Below are 18738 nucleotides of genomic sequence, written 5' to 3' on the forward strand. Positions count from 1 at the left end.
GTCTGATTTTAATTATTTATTAAGAAGTCCATCAATCTCTTTTCTTATTTCGTTATCTGTTGTGTTTTCTGCATAACCTTCAAAAACTTTCGTGATTACACGTTTTTCATTTAAGATAAAAAATTGGGGTACCCCCATGGCATTATATGCCTGAGTAATACTATCCTCTGATTTTAAAAATAGATATGTAAATTGATTTTTTTTCTTATAGTTCTGTAATGTTTGAATTTTTCCACTCCATGTTTCAATGCTTGCTACAGTTAGTAGATCTTCCGGATATTCTTTTGATATTTTTTCCATGAACGGTATAGACGCATAACAAGGACCACACCCGATTCCTGTAAACTGCAGAAGTATTGCTTTGCTTTTCATATCTTGTAAAGAAACCTTATCATCTTGGGTATCAATGAGTTCAAAATCAGGTGCAATTCTACCCTCCAGTTCGTTACTCTTTCGATTATTTCTATTTTCCAATGCATCATTATAGGATAAAATTTTATAATCAGAAGGGAAATAGTCGGAAACGTGAAAATCTTCGATTTTCATTTTGTTAAATTCTGGATTGGATACAATGCTTTCGGTTATGTTATGTGACATTTCTCGACGAAATTTATACGGGAGATTTGTTTTTTTATCAATCCAGATTTCGTAAATGGATGTAGGATCCTCACCAAACATTGGAGCATCTGGAATTTTATATGCTTTACCGAAAAATTCAACTTGTCGATCTTCATGAATGGTTAGTTTTACATGCCAGTAGTTGTCATTTTCCAGTTTATCGACTGTTATGCTGTCCGAAGTAGTCAAAATATATTTAATAATATTCTTGGTATAATTGTAAAATGGAGGAGAAACAAGGCGGAATGGCAAATTAAATCTATTGACACTAAAATTATCAATTCCTAAAGTTTTTGATTCATCCCAAACTACTATTCTGACATTTCCATCGTAAGCACTAAAAAGAGTTGTGTCGTCCGCTTTCAAACTAACAAAACTGGCACCTATGGTTGTATCAACAGGATTATGGTATTCATATACATAGTAACAAAAATCATATACCGGATCATCATCATAAGGATTCCATGCTAATTGTTCTATTTGATAAGTAGCTGATTCAATTTTCTCAAGATTATTCAATACCGTTTCAAGATAATTATCTTTGTTAGTTTGTGAACAGAAAATAAACGCGTTCGCAAGAACGAATAGGAGTAAAAATGTTTTTGCTTTCATAATTATTCGATTTGTACAAAGCAGATACTTTTTGCATGAGATGTAATTTTTCACTAAATATCTTTCAATTTCTCTTTTAAAGAACCTTTACCATAACCAGACCACATCTCTTGCACGATGCCATCGGGAGAAATAAGTACATAAAAAGGAATCCCATAAACACCGTAAAAACTTGGATAACCCTCCATACCTAAATGATCTGTCAGGTTTACCCATGGCAATTGGTGCTTTTTCAATCCCTCTTCCCAAATTTCATATGTATCAACAGTTATGCTGACAATGGTGAGCCGTTCTTCTTTCTCCTTATACAACTCCTTCATTTCAGGAAAAGCCTCAATACAGGGCCTGCAGCCGATACTCCAGAAATCGATCAGAATGTACTTTCCTTTATACTCCTCTGCGATTTTGTGAGGAATGCCTTCCGGATCGAACAGTTCTGCAGATGCCATTTTATCACCCGGTTTTATTACTTCAAATGGAAAAATATAGCGATAAATTAGTTTACCCTTTCTGCTTTGTTTTTGTTTATCACTCATTTTATTATATAGGTTTTGTAGCTGGCTCCAATTTTCTTCCGGGTAATTGGAAATTATTGAGGATGTGGATGCTGATTGGGCATAAACAGCCAGACGACTTATCCAGCTTTCCGTAATTGGCTGAGATAACATGATTTCAAAGATTTTACGATGTTCTATAAAAGATAAACTTTGAAATTCTTTATTGAGTCTTTGTCCTTCGGATCTGAATGCTTGTTTTTCACTTTCATCGACAGTACTTCTACCCTTACTTATATTATAATAATAAAGTACAAAAAGAGAATCAGACTCTGCTCCCGATTCCTTTAAAACATTCCGATACAACTCTTCCTCCTGTTGTTCTTTTAAATTGCCATCTACATCCCACGTACTAAGATAATGCCCTTTACCCGATATTTTAGTTTGTGAACCCGGTGCAATCCATATCTTAATAGATTTCATGGGATATTTTTCACCAAACGCGATTAAACTGACTTCTTCCAATGAATCGACTACACCCTCCAACAAAAATGTCCCGTTATAGATGGTATCTCGCATAAAAGTGATTCCAACCGATCCTTCTACCTTATTGAGTAGAATAATTCCCCCATCCGGTACTCCGGCAATGTTACCTGTAATTTTAAAGGTATTGTTTGACTGACTGTAAGCATTAAATGAAAGAGATGTCAGCAAAATACATAGTAAACAATCAATTGATTTCATCTTATTCTTTTTAAATGAAGATTCACAAACTTAAAAATATAGTTTATTCAGATTTCACCACTTCTGCCGGGTTTTGATTGGCTGCCCGAATTACCTGTGTTATTATAGTGAGAATAACGATTGCTGCTACAACCAGAAACACCACTGCAAACATCCACCAGGAGATGCCGATCCTATAGGCAAAGTTCCGCAACCATTGCTCCATAAATAGCCATGACAAGGGAAGTGCAATTAAAGCGGAGACAAGAGTTAGAGTAAGGTAATCACGAAGAAACATACTCATTATTTCTTTCGATTCGGCACCTGCTGTTTTACGGATGGCAATCTCTTTACGCCTTCTTCGGGTCTCGCGCTGCGACACCGAATAGATACCGAAAACGGTAATTAAGATGCATAGGATAGCCAACGTGGTAAACAATTTCAATTGATTCTTTTCGGTACTACTTAATTCGCTTAATATCTGATTCATAGACGATACTAAATTTTCGTTTATATCATCAGGGTGGAAATTCGGAATAAGATTATTTATTGCTTTAATGGCTTCTTCTTCCATCCCCGGTAATACACGAACATAATTTAAATAGCCGATATCATATCTAGCTCCTTTGATAATTAGAGGAGGTATTTCACTTTGCAAACCTACTGTATGAAATTCATCAACCACTCCCACAATTTCGAAACTCTCTTTTCCTCTACCCTCAGAAGTAAACCAGTTGGCAGGAACAGTAATAGTTTGGCCTATAGGATCATCCATTTCCATTACCTTCTGAGCGCTCTTATTAATCACGACCTTGTCAGCTTGATAGCCACGCGTGAAATCTTCATTTATAAAACCTCTTCCAATAATTATTTTCAACTTCATTTTATCAAAAAAATTCTCTCCCACCTCAACCGTCTGGAAAAGCGGATTAAGATCCATCGGTTTATTTTCCCATTCAACACCTGATACACTAGTTGGTCCTAACTGATCTGTGTTTTCATATACTGTAAAGAAGTTTGAGCTTATTATATCATCTACCATCGGAAGTTTCTTGATTTCCTCCATAAGTGGACCCCTATCTCTTACTTTCATTTTAACCTGTAGCAGATTTTTGGTATCAAATCCCCAATCCATATTATTCATAAAATCTACCTGTTTCCATGTAACAAAAGCACTCATTATGGCAAACAAGCTGATTAGAAGTTGTAATAACAATGTAGTTTTACCTGTTGTAATACTGTTCTTTTCCGTGTGGTTATTCTTAAAAGATGATCTTTTTATAGATCTGAAAAGAATAATAAAGGTCATGAAAAACAAGAATATAGCAGTAAACAAGATGGTGATAGCCAAAACTTTATTAATTGAGCATGAAGATACAATCGTTCCGAATATACGTGAAAAAAGTCCCGATGTAATCTCAATACTGCAGAAAGATAACATTCCCACTATAACAATAATAAGAGATATTTCTATAAATAGTTGTCGGTAAATATTACCGATTGTCGCTCCAGTCACTCTCCTTAAGTTGATTTCTTTGAACCGGGCTACCGTATTGCTGTGAAATGTATTCAGAAAGTTGAATAATGCAACAAATAACAACAACACCCCTACGAAAATAAACATTTTAATATATTTCAGATCATAGTGTATTTTACTTCCTGGCAAATCCTGTATGGAGAACCGTACTAGTGAAAGCGGTTTTAAATCTAAAAACAGATCTTCATTATATTCGTTATCCATGGCAAACGTGTAGAGCTTGTCTCGAAAATCACCCAAATCAACATTTTTTTCTAACTTTATATAAATACGAGTATCGTGAAAATCTCTCCATTGAGTTTCTTCATCAGCATTGGCTAAAAATGATCTGGCATGGGTATCCGGAACGTAACCTCTTTTCTGAAAAAAAGAATTAGCCGGTGGATCGGCAATCACAGCTTGTACAACATACGAATCATTGTACCCGGAAATCAAAGTTTCTCCTATTGCATCCTCAGGTGTTCCCAAGTATTCTCGTGCAAAAGATTCTGTGACAATTATTTCATTTTTATTGAATAGAGAGTTTTCGTTTACCAGACCGGTTACTACTTTGGGAGGAAACATTTGTAAGAATCGTTCATCTACAAATTCTAATAAAGGATATCCTAAATCACGCTCGCCATGTTTAAAAGCAGATCCATAGTTAGGATATAATACTGCAACAGACTCTATTTCAGGAAATGTTTGAGACAGTTTCTCAGCCGCTATGTAGGGTAAGTGTCCACGTTCGATTTGCTTTCCTGTGCTTTTCAGCGTACCGTATAAATGATATATTCTATCCGAATCGGGATAAAAGCTATCATAAGTAGTTTCATATTTATACCAATGAAACCCATAAGTAAAGAAAACGATTCCTATAGTTAACCCCAAAACACTAATAATACTTTGTATTCTGTATTTCAGGAGGTTCCTCCAGGCTATTTTGAGATAGTGCTTGAACATTTATTTAAAGTTTTATTCCGATTTAACCACCACTGCCGGATTCTCCTTAGCAGCTTTTACAACTCTAAAAATCATACTTGTAATCACGATAAGCAATACAAGTGCAAACATCCCTATAAAGAGCCACCATTCCAGGGATACTCGTCGGGTATACTGCTCGAGCCATCGCTTCATAACATACACACCAACAGGGAATGCCACTGCCGATGCAGCAATAGTAATCCAGAGATATTGTTTAAAGAAGAGCATAAAGATCTCTTTGATGCTTGCCCCATTCGCTTTGCGGATGGCAATTTCCTTTCTTCGTTTATTGCAGGCAAGAGTGACCATGGAATAAATGCCGAAAACGGCGATGAGTATGGCGACACTTGTCATTACTGTTAAAAGTGTAAGTAGATATCTTTCTGACTTTGTGTATTCGGCATAACACTCCTCCATATTATGCATTCTGATAATTCTTCCTCCTTGATCTGTTACCAGATCTGTTATCTCCTTCTCTGTTGATTCCCTGAAACCGTCTATATACTTATATGCAAAATAGTTGAAGCTTGTGGAGATGCTTTCCGCTTCTGACGAAGGTACAGGCCCTGTTTTTATGTCGTAGTTGCCGGTTATGGGATTTTTAATAGTGCCAAGTGTTTCCATATTATCTCTGAGTGCATAAACTGAAGGCACAACAGGCATAGATGGTGGATTGATATGGATATCTCTCATCACACCGACAACTGTAAAGTTATTTATCTTTTCTCCAAGTGGACTTTTTAATTCAAACTCCTTTACAGCAGTTTCATTAATCAGGCATGCACTCTTTTCTCCATATTGCAAGTTTCTTCCTTCTATAATCTGAAAATCAAAGAAATCAACGAATTCAGGTTCATGGAATTTAACCAGGTCGGTATCAATTTTCTTGCCTGACTCTGTTATATGTTGGAATGAAGAAGTTGATGTGCGCGGCAAGAACTGACCGCTGAAAAATACGGCATCTTCAACTCCTGATATCTTTGCTACTTCATCTTTGGTGAGCCAGACATTACTCTGAAAAGTGTTTATATTGAATCGATTGATTCCAATATCACTATTATTCAAAGTTTTGTATTGATGTAAAAATATGGAAGTACAAAAACATAATAGCATACCTACTGAGAGTTGTGTGAACAGACTTATCTGTGTGAAGTTATGATTTACTCTCTTCGATATTTTTTTCCAATTCAATAAATAAATAGACATTAGCGATATTAGCAATGAGAAAAGGAGTATGAGAAATCCATACAAAGTCATTTCTTTTATAAAAAATGATTTGGGGACATCAATTTCGGATAATTTTAGGAAAGATGAATAAAGTAGTTCTATTAAAACAGCACTTATGAATAGTGACAGCAATATGATAAATCCGATCTCTATTATAAAAAGTTGTACCAGATTACCGTTTGATGCTCCATTTATTTTTCTTAATGACAATTCCCGACCTCTTATTCTGAGGTTATTGACAAATAACATCAAATAATTAACCAGTGCACATAGAATCACTAAAAATGAGACTGTTATGAAAATTTGAAGATGTGTGTATTTAATGTTTGCTTTATTCTCAGGGTATGTGTAATGAGTTTCTCTAAGGGGAACAAGGATGAATGACATAACTCCTTGCATGGAATCCTCGATATCAATTGAATCCAATTTATCAGAGAGTAATTCGACATTCACATTTTCGTGTAAACGAACATACATGATATTGGAAAAATAGCACCATGGACAATCATGATCTTCAAAAAGAGGTCTTATTGTCATTATATCGAAAGGTACGTTTGTTTGCGTGGACGGTAAGCCGGATACTATATCTAAAATATTAAATCCCAATGAGTCTAAGTATTGACCAACATTATCTCTCTCTACACCTAAGTACTTTGCTCCCCTTTCTGAAAGAATAACTGGTCCATCGGATACATCTGCTGGATAATCAATCTTTATATCTGGATAAAAGACTTTAAAGAATGATGTATCGGCCAGCATTATATTTCCATCATTAATCAATATATTTCCATCTTTCCGATACTCACCTTTTGAAAGACTGATAGCTGTAACTGCTTCAATTTCCGGAAATCCTTCCAATAACCTTTTTAACGGGGTAGGCAACATATACTGTACACCCGATTCGTTTTCATCGTTAATTTGAAATACTTTATAAATTCTGTCAGCATCCGGATTATGTTTATCATACCCTCGCTCAAAACGTATCCACGACATGGTAAATGCAAACGCAGTGAATCCAAGGGCCAGCCCCAAAACACTAATGATGCTTTGGGTTTTGTATTTCAGGAGGTTCCTCCAGGCTATTTTGAGATAGTGTATGAGCATGAATGTGTTATATAAAGGACGATCGATTAGAGGACTACTTCCGGCACAACTCTTCCGTCGAATAAATTGATTATCCTTCCGGCATAACCGGCATCGTGCATGCTGTGTGTTACCATCACGATTGTAGTTCCTTCACGATTTAGGTCTGTGAGCAGATTCATCACCTCCGCGCCATTTTTACTATCCAGATTACCGGTGGGCTCATCGGCAAGAATTAGATCGGGATTGGCTACTACGGCACGGGCAATGGCTACGCGTTGTTGCTGTCCACCGGATAACTGCTGAGGAAAGTGCTTTTCACGATGTGATATGGCCATTCTGTCCATCGCCTCTTTTACACGTTTCTTACGTTCTGATGCCGCCATTTTCATGTAGAGTAGGGGCAGTTCGATGTTTTCATAGACGTTGAGTTCCTCTATCAGGTTAAAACTCTGAAATACGAATCCTATTACTCCTTTACGGAGGTTTGTTCGCTGATTCTCTTTAAACCTTGAGACCTCTTTTCCATTCAAATAATATTCACCCGAGGTAGGGTTATCCAACAGTCCCAGGATATTCAGCAGAGTAGATTTACCACACCCTGAAGGACCCATTACGGCAACAAATTCACCTTCTTTAATTTCAATATTGACCTCAGTCAAGGCCCATGTTTCTACCTCCTCTGTGCGGAATATTTTCTGTAAGTTGGATGTTTTGATCATAGTTCTTGTGTTGTGTATATTAATATGTATTATCTTATTATCAATTCTTCAGCTTCCCCAAAATTGGCATAACCTGTTGTAATTACCCTTTCGCCCGGTTCGAGACCGTTCGTAATTTCATACTGCACGGGATTTTGCCTACCAACGGTTATGGGAGTGCGGATAGCTTTATCTCCCGAACTGTTTACTTTATAAATCCACTGTCCGCCGGTAACCTGGAAGAAGTCGCCACGCGGAATTACGATGGCACTGTCGGGCTGGTCGAGCTCCACCTGTAGACGATAGCTCTTGCCGATTCTCACGTTATCGGGTTTTTCATCGGTAAATACAAGATCGACTCCAAACTGGCGGTCCCTCACCTCCGGCACTACCTTGGATACTTTGAGCGGATATTTTTTTCCCTGATAGGTTACGGATGCAGGGAGTCCCACCATCACTCTGTCGATATAGTATTCACTGAGTTGTGTGTTAATTTTAAAGTTGTCCATCACCTTTATTTCTCCAATATTTTCGGATTGCCTGATCTGTTGTCCAAGTGTCACATTCAAAAAACTCAGCTGACCACTTATCGGTGCCCTGACAACCAGATTATCCATCCGCTTACTTGTAAGCATGGTGTTTTTACGGGCTCTTTCCAGATCGTTGTTCATTAGATCACGCCTTAACAGGGTAGCCACACTATCGTGCCGGAGTCCTTCCAGCTGCAGGGCGGTATTTTGGGTTTTATAGGTATATTCTTCTTGCTGCACATCCAACTGTGCCTTGCTTTTCACGCCCATGTTAAATTCTTCCACTCCCAGCGCATAGTCTTTTTCTAATCTACTCAGCTCATACTCTGCCTGCAATGTTTGTTGTTTCAAAAGTAGGGATTTTTGCTCCATTTCCAGCCTTTTCTCCTGATAAAGTATGCGTTGTGTTTCCCATTCTGCCTGTTGCTCATCAATGACACGTGCCAACTCATGGTTTTGAAGGATGATGATGGTGTCACCTTGCTTCAGCATGGTACCCTCTTCTGCAACGACTTGCAGCACTGTCCCTGATTCCAATGCATTCAGCTTGATGGTTAGAAGGGGCTGAACAATGCCTTCTGCATCAACGTAGTCGAGAAACGGAGCTTCTGTCACATCGGCTATGAGAATTCTTTCGCTATTTACGCGTAGTTTGCGGCCTCCTGAAACCGAAATCAGCACATATACAAGAAATCCAACAAATGCTGCTACGGCAAGAATATGATATCTGTATTTCTGCCAGGTGCTCCTTTGGGGAAGCGCCTTGTCCATGGAGGAGTCGCGCGACTCGTGAAATGAGTGATTATTTTCTTTGTTGTCCATCTTCAGGGTAACGTATCAAATAGGATTACTCTCTTCTTTTGTTGATTATCATTCATGCCAATTGAATTGATCTTCTTCCGGGATAATGAGACTGTTTGTCTCGAAGTCATAGCCTGTCATACTGCGTATCCCGTAATAGAGACCCCAATAGTTTTGTAACTCACGTATATATGCTTGCTGTGAGCGATCCTTTTCTTCTATCGCCGCATTCAGGTCGAGGAGGCTGGATTTGCCCAGCAGGTATAAACGATAGGCTACGTTGTTTCTACGTATGGTGCGGACGGCAGTTTTCTGTGCGATCGTAACCTTTTCGCGCTGCAGATTAAATTGTTTCACTGTCTTTATCACGTTCGCATCGAAATCGGTTCGAGCCTGTTCCAGATCAATCTTTACCTTTTCCAGGTTGCTTTTGGCCACTTCAACCTGCCCCTTTCCCACACCCCAGTCGAGAATGGGAATGCGGATACCCAGGCTCACCAGCTGCTGATCGAGCGGGTTTCGGTATGATTCGGTCAGCATATTGTTGGTCTGGGAAAGGCCAAACTCAGCATAAAGATCAGCTTTTAACCCGCGTGACGCTTTTGCTCTTGACACGGCACTCTCGCTTTCCATTTCCCGCAGGGAATAATATTCCATATCGGGATTGTTTTTATGGGCATACATTAGTGCATCTTCCACTGACACCGTGAAGTTAGGAATTTGATCGCTTACTTCCACAACGATCTCAACATTCCCGGTTATCCCCAGGAAGCTACGCAGGTCGAGAATCAAATCATCCATTTCGATGCGTGCATTCATCATCTTGGATTGTTCCGAGAGATAGTTTATTTCCAGTTGAAGCATCTCGTTCTCCGTGATGGTCCCTATTTCGTAACGACCTTTTGCATAGCGGTAAAGTGTATCGGCCGCCGCATAGTTATAGGCTGCCGATTGCCAGCTGTTTTGTGCCAGGGCTAGCTGATGAAACTTCATGGCTGCCGTGGCTGCCACGAGTTCCCGGGTTTCGGCATAGGCTTTTTGTGCCCGTGAATAGCGAATCGGTTCAATTTTTTTATTCCATTTAAGGGAATTATATCCCAATAGGTTTTGTGAATAACCAATTACCACCGGAGTCGATTTGTATGACAGGGTGTTGTCTGTAAATATATTGAGCCGTTGTAGTCCTGTTTTCATATAGATACTACCCCCCAGGAGCGGGATGTTTTGATTGATGGTCAGTGCACCGTCATTGAGCAGCTGATTGCGATGAACGAAGCTATCGCTTCCGTCGGGCAGGGTGACGGAGCTGATGGAACGGTTTAGCGTGGAGTAGCTATTGAAGGTGAGGCTGGGCAAATAGTTGGCTTTGTGTGATCGCCAGTTCCAATAAGATGCACGGTATTGGTGACGTGCCGCTACAGCCTGTGGCGATTGTTCACGGGCAAGCGCGACCGCCTCGTCCAGGCTCAGACGAAGCGTGTCTTGCGCTATGGATTGCCCTACAAAGAATGAAATAAAGAAAAGTACGATTGTATGTTTCATTACTACCAGATTCCCGATTTTATGTAAACAAAGTACATGCCAAACAGGTAAGATGCTGATATTTAGATGTTATATAAAAGACGTCGATTGCTTCACTGTTCGTTTTCGCACAAAATAAGTTCGTATTCGCACATACATCCAATGGCTATTTTACATATCTTTGGAGAATGCTTTAAAAGGACAGGATATTTCAAAATTGAGAACTGGATCTTTCAAAGTTGGAGGCGTGTTATTTCAAAGTTGAGTAAAATAATGCAAAAGCAAGGCAAAATATTAATTGTTGATGACAACGAAGATATTCTTTTCGCGCTGAATCTGCTGTTGCAACCGCACGTAGATAAAATCAAGGTAACGACCAAGCCTGAGCGGATTGAGCATTTTATGCAGAGTTTTGAGCCGGACGTAATCCTGCTTGATATGAACTTCAACAAGGATGCGGACAGCGGTCAGGAGGGCTTTAATTGGCTTAAGAAGATAAAGAAAGCTGATCCGGATATGGTGGTGATCTTTATCACGGCTTATGCGGACATGGAGAAGGCGGTGCGTGCAATAAAAGAGGGGGCGACCGACTTTATCCCGAAACCGTGGGAGCGGGAGAAACTGCTGGCCACGGTGGCTTCGGCAGTGGAGCTGCGAAAGAGCCGCCACGAGGTTACGCAACTCAGACAACAGGTTGCCGCCCTGGAGAGCAATTGTGCCTACCCGGAAATAATTGGCGAGAGCGATGTCATTCGGTCACTCTTGGAAACGGTAGAGAAGCTGAAGGATACCGACGCGAACATCCTTATTCTGGGAGAGAACGGAACGGGGAAGGATCTTTTTGCAAACCTGCTATACCGGACTTCCCCACGGGCAGAGAAGCCATTCGTGCAAATCGACCTGGGTACTATTCCGGAACAATTGTTCGAAAGTGAACTGTTTGGACATCAGAAAGGAGCTTTTACCGACGCCAAACATGAGAAGCCGGGTAGATTCGAGATCGCTAGCGGAGGCACGCTCTTTCTGGATGAGATCGGAAACCTGACACCTCCTATGCAGGCAAAACTGTTGAGTGCGATCGAAAAGCAGCAGATTAACAGGCTGGGATCCACGAAACCTGTATCGATTAACGTGCGACTTATTTGTGCGACGAATGCCGATATCCATAAAATGGTGGCCGACGGAGATTTTCGTCAGGATTTGCTTTATCGGATAAATACCATTGAATTGCATATTCCTCCGCTCAGAGAGAGGGGAGAAGATATAGAACTTCTCGCAAACTTTTTCCATGATCGATACAAAAAGAAATACAAGAAGGATAGCCGAAATATTTCGATCGCAGCCATGCGCAAGCTGAAAGAATATCCCTGGCCGGGAAACGTGCGGGAGCTGCAGCATGCCATGGAGAGGGCAGTGATCCTCTCTTCGGGATTCACGCTTACTCCGGAGAATTTTGTACTAAAACCGACTGCGAAGAAACAGAAAGAATTGAATCTGAACCTGGAGCAGCTTGAAATGAATGCTATTGAGCATGCACTGCTTCAAGCGGAGGGTAATATGAATCGGGCAGCGGAACTGCTCGGCGTATCCCGTTTTACACTGTACCGGAAGATTGAAAAGTATGGATTATAAATGAAAATCAGGTCTAAACATAGTTACTTTCTGAAAATAACGGCCCTCGTGCTGTTATCGCTGACCGGAGCCTGGTTGTGCGTAAAAGGGTTCTATTTTTCTGCGGCGTTGATGCTGGCAGGGGTGGTTGCTTTTGCCGTTTCTATCCATGACGACAGAAAGAGACTGATTGAAAGGATGGAGCGCATGATTGGCGGGATTCGCCATGCCGATTTTTCGACCTATTTCAGAGTAAACCACTCCAACGATGAACTGGACAGGCTGATGAGAGAGATGAACGAGGCTCTGGAGATGTTCAGAAGTCGTACCTACGACTCCATGATGGAAGAGGCGGAGACCAAAGCATGGCAAAAGCTGATTAGCGTGCTCACACACGAGATCATGAATAGCATCGCACCCATTATCTCCCTTTCGGAGACATTGGCAGAAAGGGAGATTGATAAAGGAAATGATTCGGAGGGGTACCGGGTAATGAAGCAGGCAATGGAGACCATTCACCGGCGGAGTAGGGGGCTGCTCTATTTCGTGGAGAACTATCGTAAGCTTACCCGACTGCCACAGCCTTCGTTGCAACCTATCGCAATACGGCCGATGCTATCCTCGTTGCAACAACTGACCTCCACGTACGGCATCGCATTCTCTTTTAAAGTATATCCCGAGCAACTGATTCTGAAAGCCGACAAAGATATGATGGAGCAGCTATTGCTGAACTTGTTGAAAAATGCAAAGGAGGCGTGCGAAGGAATAGATGCACCCAAAATTGAGATATGGGCTGAACATGTTGGAGACAGTATACAAATAACGGTGTCTGATAACGGACAAGGAATCGCGCCCGAAGCGCTGGATAAGATCTTCATTCCATTTTACTCCACGAAAGCCAAAGGTTCTGGAATTGGCTTAAGTTTGTGCCGACAAATAGTAACTCGTCACAGGGGAAAAATGTCTGTACAATCAGACAATCACGGTACCCGCTTCCTGGTTGAATTTCCGGAGTAACTAATAAAAAAACGGCTTCAGAAAATTTCCTGAAACCGTTTATGGAATTGGGTGGGCGATGACGGATTCGAACCGCCGACATCCTGCTTGTAAGGCGTGACGCAATAGGTTTTAACAGTTTTCATTATTTTTTATTTAGTTGCATATCAGGTAATTAAAAAAATATTATACTTTATAGATTTGGTTAATTTGCGGTATTTTTGTAAATTTGTATAACCTATGTATAACCTAAAATAGATAATTGAGATGGGAAAAAGAGAGAAAGCGATTACTTTTCGCGACTACCGGAATTATATCAGTCCTACAGTTCGGGCACAAAAAAACCGGAGTTGCTGGCTCCGGTTGGGTATATGGCAATGCATACTATATTGCTAATTGCTTCTTTACTTCATCCAACGAGTACCGTTTTCCGTCGTCAGTCAACTTATGCAGTTGCACGGTCAGCTTATCCTGTATATCTTCTATGTCACTTGCGGTCAGTTCGCTTAATATCGCCTCGAAGGCTTGGATTACTCCTTTTTTCAATTGTGCTGTTTTCATCTGTAAACGTCCTTTCTGTGATTAATGTCAATTATCAATATAACAAGCATGTTGTTGTTCAGTTCATATATAACCCTGTAATCCGCAACTCTCAATCTATAATATCCGTTTACACCTTTTAAGGCCTTGACATTACCGCTTTCGTGCGGATTTATCTGAAGTGCCTCTATCTTTTCAATTATCAACCGTTGATAAACGAGATCTATCTTTTTCAGACTTTTCAAGGCGTTACGGGTGAATTCTATAGAATACATATGCAAATATATGAATTATTGTTTGATTTCTATGCTTATGGGTTTCTTGCAATGAGGACAAATATACTTTTCTTTCGGTTTGTTCCGCCGGGTGTCTTCAAATAGATCAAGCAAATCAACCTCGAGGGCGTTGGCAATCTTTTGAAGACTATCCAGCCGGGGAGAACCGTTTATTTGTTGACTTAGACCGACGCGGGATATACCGAGCATATCTGCCAATTCCTGAATGGTGAGACCTTTATCTTTTAATATTGCTTTAATTTTCAGCATAAACGATCTGATTGTTAAGTACAAAGTTAACGTAAATGCTTGCCTTGTCAACTAACTACTTTACTAAATTATGTTAAAGATAAGAATTTATTTACATTTTATGGTTTTATGTAAAGTAATTGATTTATATTTGCGCAATCAATATTCTTTGATAGTAACATTTAAAATAAAAAGCTATGGAACAAAATCCAATTATTAAAACACAGAAAAAATCTTCAGAAATGAGAAACGTGACATTATCGAGTACAACAAAGGAGTTTCTGGTAGCCCACCGGATGACACAAGAGGTCGGCGACAATGTTCTAGAGCAAATGTTTAAATTCTGGGGTGATTCAAATGAGACAGCCATAGAAAAGGACATGGATCCGCTTTGGACAGCTATTGGGAAAGTGCAAGATGAAATAATACGTCTTATGTCCAATGTGATCCACGAGAATTTAATGAGGGTTGGCGTTACAGAAATATAGACCAAAAAAGCAAATCTTCCATGAGAAGTATAATTTAATTTTACCGCCCTTGTTTGTGAAAATAGGGGCGGTTGTTTAAAAACTTTATATATTTGAGCTCAGATTATTATTCACCAAACAAATGCATCATGAAAAAGTTTTACACTACCACGCAGGTTGCAGAGATGTACGGATATAGCCTAAAACACATTTTATTCCTGATCAATGACGGTCAATTCGGGTTGGTTAGGAAGGGAAATGGACGTAACGGTCACTTCCGGTTAAGCGACGAAAACCTACAAACATTCGACAAGAATCTGCTCCTATAAATATTTGTCTTTGCCCGATAATAACCGCCACACCTGGGATGGTTATGTTTGGTTATAGGATGAAAACAGCGAGAATGTTTGACGCAAACGATTTTAGAGACGTGGTGTGTTGTACGGCGTGTTTTTGTGCTCACGGCGTTCACGGTGTTCACGAAAAAAGCGTGAACATGAAAAATATTGCTGAAAACGTTTACTGGAAACAGTTTGGTGATACACAAGTCTGTTCACGCGTGAACAAGAATGTAATAAATACACTTATAAATAATTGTTGCCGTGGAATTAAATTGAATGATGTAATAAGGTAATAATGAATAGTGATGTTTTTGAAAATGTATAACCTATGTATAACCCAACAAAAAAACGGCTTCAGAAAATTTCCTGAAACCGTTTATGGAATTGGGTGGGCGATGACGGATTCGAACCGCCGACATCCTGCTTGTAAGGCAGGCGCTCTGAACCAGCTGAGCTAATCGCCCCAATTTTCAATAAAATCCCGGATACTTCTGTGCCTCTTGTATGATTCACTTACCGGACTTCCTTTTCAGTGTTCCTTTCCGCTCCCGGAGGCTGCTTTCTGAAAAAGTGATGCAAAGATAGACTCTTTTTGTTTTCCTGCAAAATATTTCGCAAATAATTTTATAAAAATTTTTCCGACTCTATAATTATCACTATTTTTGTATCGTGAAAACAGGGGAGTTGCATTTTTTTATAGAGGTCACAGCTACAATGAAAAAAGTGAATGAGCAGTAAAGTGATTTCCCGCCATTCAGAAATTGATTTAAACGCTTGCGCGACAAACAATGAACTTGAACAAACTGACAGCCATTTCGCCCATCGACGGACGGTACAGGGATAAAACTGAAGAGCTTGCCGGCTACTTCTCGGAATATGCATTGATAAAATACAGGGTGAGAGTGGAAGTGGAATACTTTATCGCACTCTGTGAAGCAGGTATACCTTCGCTGAAGAAGATTGACCGACAACTGTTTGCAAAGTTAGGTGCATTGTACGAAGATTTCAATGAAGAAGATGCATTGAAGATCAAGGATATTGAGAAAATCACCAATCATGATGTGAAGGCAGTGGAATATTTCTTAAAGGAAAAATTCGATCAGCTTCAGCTCTCAGATTACAAAGAGTTTATCCACTTCGGGCTTACATCGCAGGATATCAATAACACGGCCACACCCATGATGTGGCAGGAAGCCCTTAAAGCAGTCTATATCCCGGAACTGGAGAGTCTCATTGCTCAGATTGAGACTTACGCCGAAGCTTGGAAGGATATCCCCATGCTGGCACGTACCCACGGACAGCCGGCATCGCCCACCCGGCTGGGGAAGGAAATGAAGGTGTTCGCCTACAGGCTCGACAACCAGCTGGAGGTATTGCGGCATATCCCGGCAAAAGCAAAGTTCGGCGGTGCCACGGGTAATTTCAACGCACACAAGGTGGCCTATCCGACGACGGATTGGAAAAGGTTTGCGGAAGATTTTCTGAGTAATAAACTCAATCTGCAACGGGAGGAATACACCACTCAGATTTCAAATTACGATGCACTGGCTGCTTCATTCGACAGTCTGAAAAGAATCAACACGATCCTCATCGATTTCTGCCGCGATATGTGGCAGTACATCTCGATGGAATATTTCAAACAAAAGATCAAGGAGGGTGAAGTGGGTTCATCGGCCATGCCTCATAAGGTGAATCCCATCGATTTTGAGAATGCAGAAGGCAATCTCGGTATTGCAAATGCACTACTGGAACATCTGTCGGCCAAGTTGCCCATCTCACGGTTGCAGCGCGACCTTACCGACTCCACCGTAATTCGCAACATCGGCATTCCCCTTGCACACGGAATAATTGCCTTGAAAAGTACAACAAAAGGACTGGGTAAATTGTTATTACACAGAGATGCTATAGAAAGGGATTTGGAGAATAACTGGGCAGTGGTTGCCGAAGGTATTCAAACCATATTGAGAAGGGAAGGATATCCGAAACCTTATGAGGCTCTGAAGGGTCTCACACGGACAAACAGACAAATTACAAGAGAACTTATTTCAGCATTTATCGACGAATTGGCGATAGACGAACAGGTAAAACAGGAGTTAAAATCAATTACGCCACAAACTTACACAGGTATTTAAGCGAAAAGAAAATTAAAATTTATGGAGAGTCCGGCTCGGTTGTTCACCGATAACATACCGGAGTGTTTTAGGAAAACAAAAAAACCGTGAGGTTTCATTATTCAAAACAAAAAGGAAAACAACATGACAACAAACAACGAAGAATCGCGCCCGAGGAGGAGTTTCAGCAGCGCGAACAATGAGAGACACGCTTCACCCAACAGAAATCAGGGATACGATTCACCTAACCGGAGTCAGAATTATGATTCGTATAACCGGAATCAGGGTTATGAACGGAGACCTCGACAGGAAGGATATCGTACGCCGGAGCGTTCCTATAATCAGAACTGGAACGACTCGCAACAAAGAAATACATATGGGGAGAATGAAGGAGCTCCACGAAAACGCCGACCGAGAGTAGGAGAACGTATTCAGTCACCGCAAAGGGGACCCGGAGGAGAATATGGTAACCGCAGCTGGGGAAATCAACCGCAAAACAGAAATAATCAATCGGTAACAGGCCCCAAAAAACTGAAGAAGAAAAAGCCTTTCAAGCAGATCAAGTATAAAGAAAATGCCGATCCCAATGCACCGATACGGCTCAACAAGTACCTTGCCAATGCTGGAGTATGTTCACGCCGTGAAGCGGATGAGTTCATCCAGGCAGGTGTGGTAAAGGTGAACGGAGAGGTCGTGACCGAACTGGGAACGAAAATCACTCGTGCAGACTCGGTAATGTTTCATAATCAGCCGGTGACACTGGAAAGTAAGGTTTATGTCCTGTTAAACAAACCAAAAGGGTTTGTAACTACCACCGATGACCCTGAAAACCGCAAGACGGTAATGGAACTGGTGAAAAGTGCCTGTTCCGAACGAATATATCCTGTGGGTCGCCTTGACAGGGCTACGACCGGTGTACTTCTGCTCACTAACGACGGAGATCTGGCATCAAAATTAACACATCCAAAATACGAAAAAAGAAAAATTTACCAGGTGTGGCTCGACAAGCCAGTGGCCATGGAGCATATGCAGGCTATCGCCGACGGAATTGAGCTGGAAGATGGAGAGATTCATGCCGATGCCATCAGCTACGTCACGGAAGAGGATCTTACTCAGGTAGGTATTGAAATTCACTCCGGCAAGAATCGTGTGGTGCGCCGCATGTTCGAGAAACTGGGTTACCGGGTATTGAAACTCGACAGGGTCTATTTTGCCGGGCTGACCAAGAAAAAACTGTCACGCGGAAAATGGCGTTACCTCTCGGAACAGGAAGTAAATATGTTGCGCATGGGTGCGTTTGATTAACATTTCACCTAAATAAACCGGTTCCCCTGTATC

16 protein-coding genes and 1 tRNA gene are annotated in these 18738 nt (G+C 40.7%); 6 read left to right on the top strand and 11 right to left on the bottom strand.

From position 1 onward, the window contains the following. Positions 1-12: 12 nt before the first annotated feature. The 7 genes from AC1HCU_RS04790 to AC1HCU_RS04820 form a co-directional block, all read right to left on the bottom strand. On the bottom strand, positions 13-1230 hold the full coding sequence (locus AC1HCU_RS04790; protein ID WP_286879796.1) for a peroxiredoxin family protein: 1218 nt from the start codon (positions 1228-1230) through the stop codon (positions 13-15). A 53-nt stretch (positions 1231-1283) separates the two neighbouring features. Continuing rightward, positions 1284-2468 (bottom strand): TlpA disulfide reductase family protein, encoded by a 1185-nt coding sequence (locus tag AC1HCU_RS04795; RefSeq protein WP_286879797.1) that lies wholly within the window; start codon positions 2466-2468, stop codon positions 1284-1286. Positions 2469-2511: 43 nt separating this feature from the next. Continuing rightward, entirely contained in the window at positions 2512-4926 is a 2415-nt protein-coding gene (locus AC1HCU_RS04800; protein WP_480369713.1) for an ABC transporter permease, read from the bottom strand. Between the two features lie 12 nt (positions 4927-4938). Further along, the gene (locus tag AC1HCU_RS04805; protein WP_480369716.1) at positions 4939-7278 is read right to left on the bottom strand and encodes an ABC transporter permease; all 2340 of its coding nucleotides are present in this window, start codon (positions 7276-7278) and stop codon (positions 4939-4941) included. Positions 7279-7304: 26 nt separating this feature from the next. Then, positions 7305-7979: an ABC transporter ATP-binding protein gene (locus AC1HCU_RS04810; RefSeq protein ID WP_286880070.1), complete on the bottom strand. Its 675-nt coding sequence runs from the start codon at positions 7977-7979 to the stop codon at positions 7305-7307. A gap of 29 nt (positions 7980-8008) precedes the next feature. Then, a complete protein-coding gene (locus AC1HCU_RS04815) occupies positions 8009-9259 on the bottom strand; it encodes an efflux RND transporter periplasmic adaptor subunit (protein WP_480371057.1) in 1251 nt (416 codons plus the stop codon). Positions 9260-9358: 99 nt separating this feature from the next. After that, positions 9359-10831: a TolC family protein gene (locus AC1HCU_RS04820; RefSeq protein ID WP_286880074.1), complete on the bottom strand. Its 1473-nt coding sequence runs from the start codon at positions 10829-10831 to the stop codon at positions 9359-9361. Positions 10832-11083: 252 nt separating this feature from the next. Here AC1HCU_RS04820 and AC1HCU_RS04825 point away from each other — a divergent pair, with 252 nt between their 5' ends. Then, on the top strand, positions 11084-12442 hold the full coding sequence (locus AC1HCU_RS04825; protein WP_294072828.1) for a sigma-54-dependent transcriptional regulator: 1359 nt from the start codon (positions 11084-11086) through the stop codon (positions 12440-12442). Next, positions 12443-13438 carry a sensor histidine kinase gene (locus tag AC1HCU_RS04830; protein WP_480369721.1) on the top strand — a complete coding sequence of 332 codons (996 nt, stop codon included), beginning with the start codon at positions 12443-12445 and terminating at the stop codon, positions 13436-13438. Positions 13439-13801: 363 nt separating this feature from the next. Here the strand turns inward: AC1HCU_RS04830 and AC1HCU_RS04835 are convergent, their stop codons facing one another. From AC1HCU_RS04835 to AC1HCU_RS04845, 3 genes are read right to left on the bottom strand one after another with little or no spacing between them, the layout of a single operon-like run. Beyond that, on the bottom strand, positions 13802-13978 hold the full coding sequence (locus AC1HCU_RS04835) for a hypothetical protein (RefSeq protein WP_294068208.1): 177 nt from the start codon (positions 13976-13978) through the stop codon (positions 13802-13804). Beyond that, complete coding sequence (locus tag AC1HCU_RS04840) at positions 13975-14232, bottom strand: type II toxin-antitoxin system RelE family toxin (protein WP_480369725.1); 258 nt, start codon at positions 14230-14232, stop codon at positions 13975-13977. The genes AC1HCU_RS04835 and AC1HCU_RS04840 overlap by 4 nt, the downstream gene beginning before the upstream one ends. A gap of 15 nt (positions 14233-14247) precedes the next feature. Continuing rightward, on the bottom strand, positions 14248-14502 hold the full coding sequence (locus AC1HCU_RS04845) for a helix-turn-helix domain-containing protein (RefSeq protein WP_480369727.1): 255 nt from the start codon (positions 14500-14502) through the stop codon (positions 14248-14250). A 221-nt stretch (positions 14503-14723) separates the two neighbouring features. Here AC1HCU_RS04845 and AC1HCU_RS04850 point away from each other — a divergent pair, with 221 nt between their 5' ends. Further along, on the top strand, positions 14724-14969 hold the full coding sequence (locus tag AC1HCU_RS04850; RefSeq protein ID WP_480369730.1) for a hypothetical protein: 246 nt from the start codon (positions 14724-14726) through the stop codon (positions 14967-14969). A 128-nt stretch (positions 14970-15097) separates the two neighbouring features. Then, positions 15098-15277, top strand: coding sequence for a hypothetical protein (locus AC1HCU_RS04855; protein ID WP_480369731.1), 180 nt, complete (start codon positions 15098-15100; stop codon positions 15275-15277). 401 nt (positions 15278-15678) lie between these two features. Here the strand turns inward: AC1HCU_RS04855 and AC1HCU_RS04860 are convergent. Beyond that, positions 15679-15753: transfer RNA gene (locus AC1HCU_RS04860), tRNA-Val, on the bottom strand. Positions 15754-16077: 324 nt separating this feature from the next. Between AC1HCU_RS04860 and purB the strand changes: the two genes are divergently transcribed. Both purB and AC1HCU_RS04870 read left to right on the top strand, forming a co-directional pair. Then, complete coding sequence (gene purB, locus AC1HCU_RS04865; RefSeq protein ID WP_480369734.1) at positions 16078-17421, top strand: adenylosuccinate lyase; 1344 nt, start codon at positions 16078-16080, stop codon at positions 17419-17421. A gap of 123 nt (positions 17422-17544) precedes the next feature. Next, positions 17545-18705, top strand: a complete 1161-nt coding sequence (locus AC1HCU_RS04870) for a pseudouridine synthase (RefSeq protein ID WP_480369737.1) — start codon at positions 17545-17547, stop codon at positions 18703-18705. Positions 18706-18738: the final 33 nt, after the last annotated feature.

This window comes from Proteiniphilum sp. LBM24028 (assembly GCF_056629195.1).

Bases quoted from the DNA above. Each gene is read 5' to 3' on its own strand.
- AC1HCU_RS04805 (WP_480369716.1), bottom strand. From the start codon at position 7,278: ATGCTCATACACTATCTCAAAATAGCCTGGAGGAACCTCCTGAAATAC.
- AC1HCU_RS04815 (WP_480371057.1), bottom strand. From the start codon at position 9,259: ATGGACAAGGCGCTTCCCCAAAGGAGCACCTGGCAGAAATACAGATAT.
- AC1HCU_RS04810 (WP_286880070.1), bottom strand. From the start codon at position 7,979: ATGATCAAAACATCCAACTTACAGAAAATATTCCGCACAGAGGAGGTA.
- AC1HCU_RS04795 (WP_286879797.1), bottom strand. From the start codon at position 2,468: ATGAAATCAATTGATTGTTTACTATGTATTTTGCTGACATCTCTTTCA.
- AC1HCU_RS04845 (WP_480369727.1), bottom strand. From the start codon at position 14,502: ATGCTGAAAATTAAAGCAATATTAAAAGATAAAGGTCTCACCATTCAG.
- AC1HCU_RS04820 (WP_286880074.1), bottom strand. From the start codon at position 10,831: ATGAAACATACAATCGTACTTTTCTTTATTTCATTCTTTGTAGGGCAA.
- purB (WP_480369734.1), top strand. From the start codon at position 16,078: ATGAACTTGAACAAACTGACAGCCATTTCGCCCATCGACGGACGGTAC.
- AC1HCU_RS04835 (WP_294068208.1), bottom strand. From the start codon at position 13,978: ATGAAAACAGCACAATTGAAAAAAGGAGTAATCCAAGCCTTCGAGGCG.
- AC1HCU_RS04850 (WP_480369730.1), top strand. From the start codon at position 14,724: ATGAGAAACGTGACATTATCGAGTACAACAAAGGAGTTTCTGGTAGCC.
- AC1HCU_RS04830 (WP_480369721.1), top strand. From the start codon at position 12,443: ATGAAAATCAGGTCTAAACATAGTTACTTTCTGAAAATAACGGCCCTC.
- AC1HCU_RS04840 (WP_480369725.1), bottom strand. From the start codon at position 14,232: ATGTATTCTATAGAATTCACCCGTAACGCCTTGAAAAGTCTGAAAAAG.
- AC1HCU_RS04825 (WP_294072828.1), top strand. From the start codon at position 11,084: ATGCAAAAGCAAGGCAAAATATTAATTGTTGATGACAACGAAGATATT.
- AC1HCU_RS04855 (WP_480369731.1), top strand. From the start codon at position 15,098: ATGAAAAAGTTTTACACTACCACGCAGGTTGCAGAGATGTACGGATAT.
- AC1HCU_RS04790 (WP_286879796.1), bottom strand. From the start codon at position 1,230: ATGAAAGCAAAAACATTTTTACTCCTATTCGTTCTTGCGAACGCGTTT.
- AC1HCU_RS04800 (WP_480369713.1), bottom strand. From the start codon at position 4,926: ATGTTCAAGCACTATCTCAAAATAGCCTGGAGGAACCTCCTGAAATAC.
- AC1HCU_RS04870 (WP_480369737.1), top strand. From the start codon at position 17,545: ATGACAACAAACAACGAAGAATCGCGCCCGAGGAGGAGTTTCAGCAGC.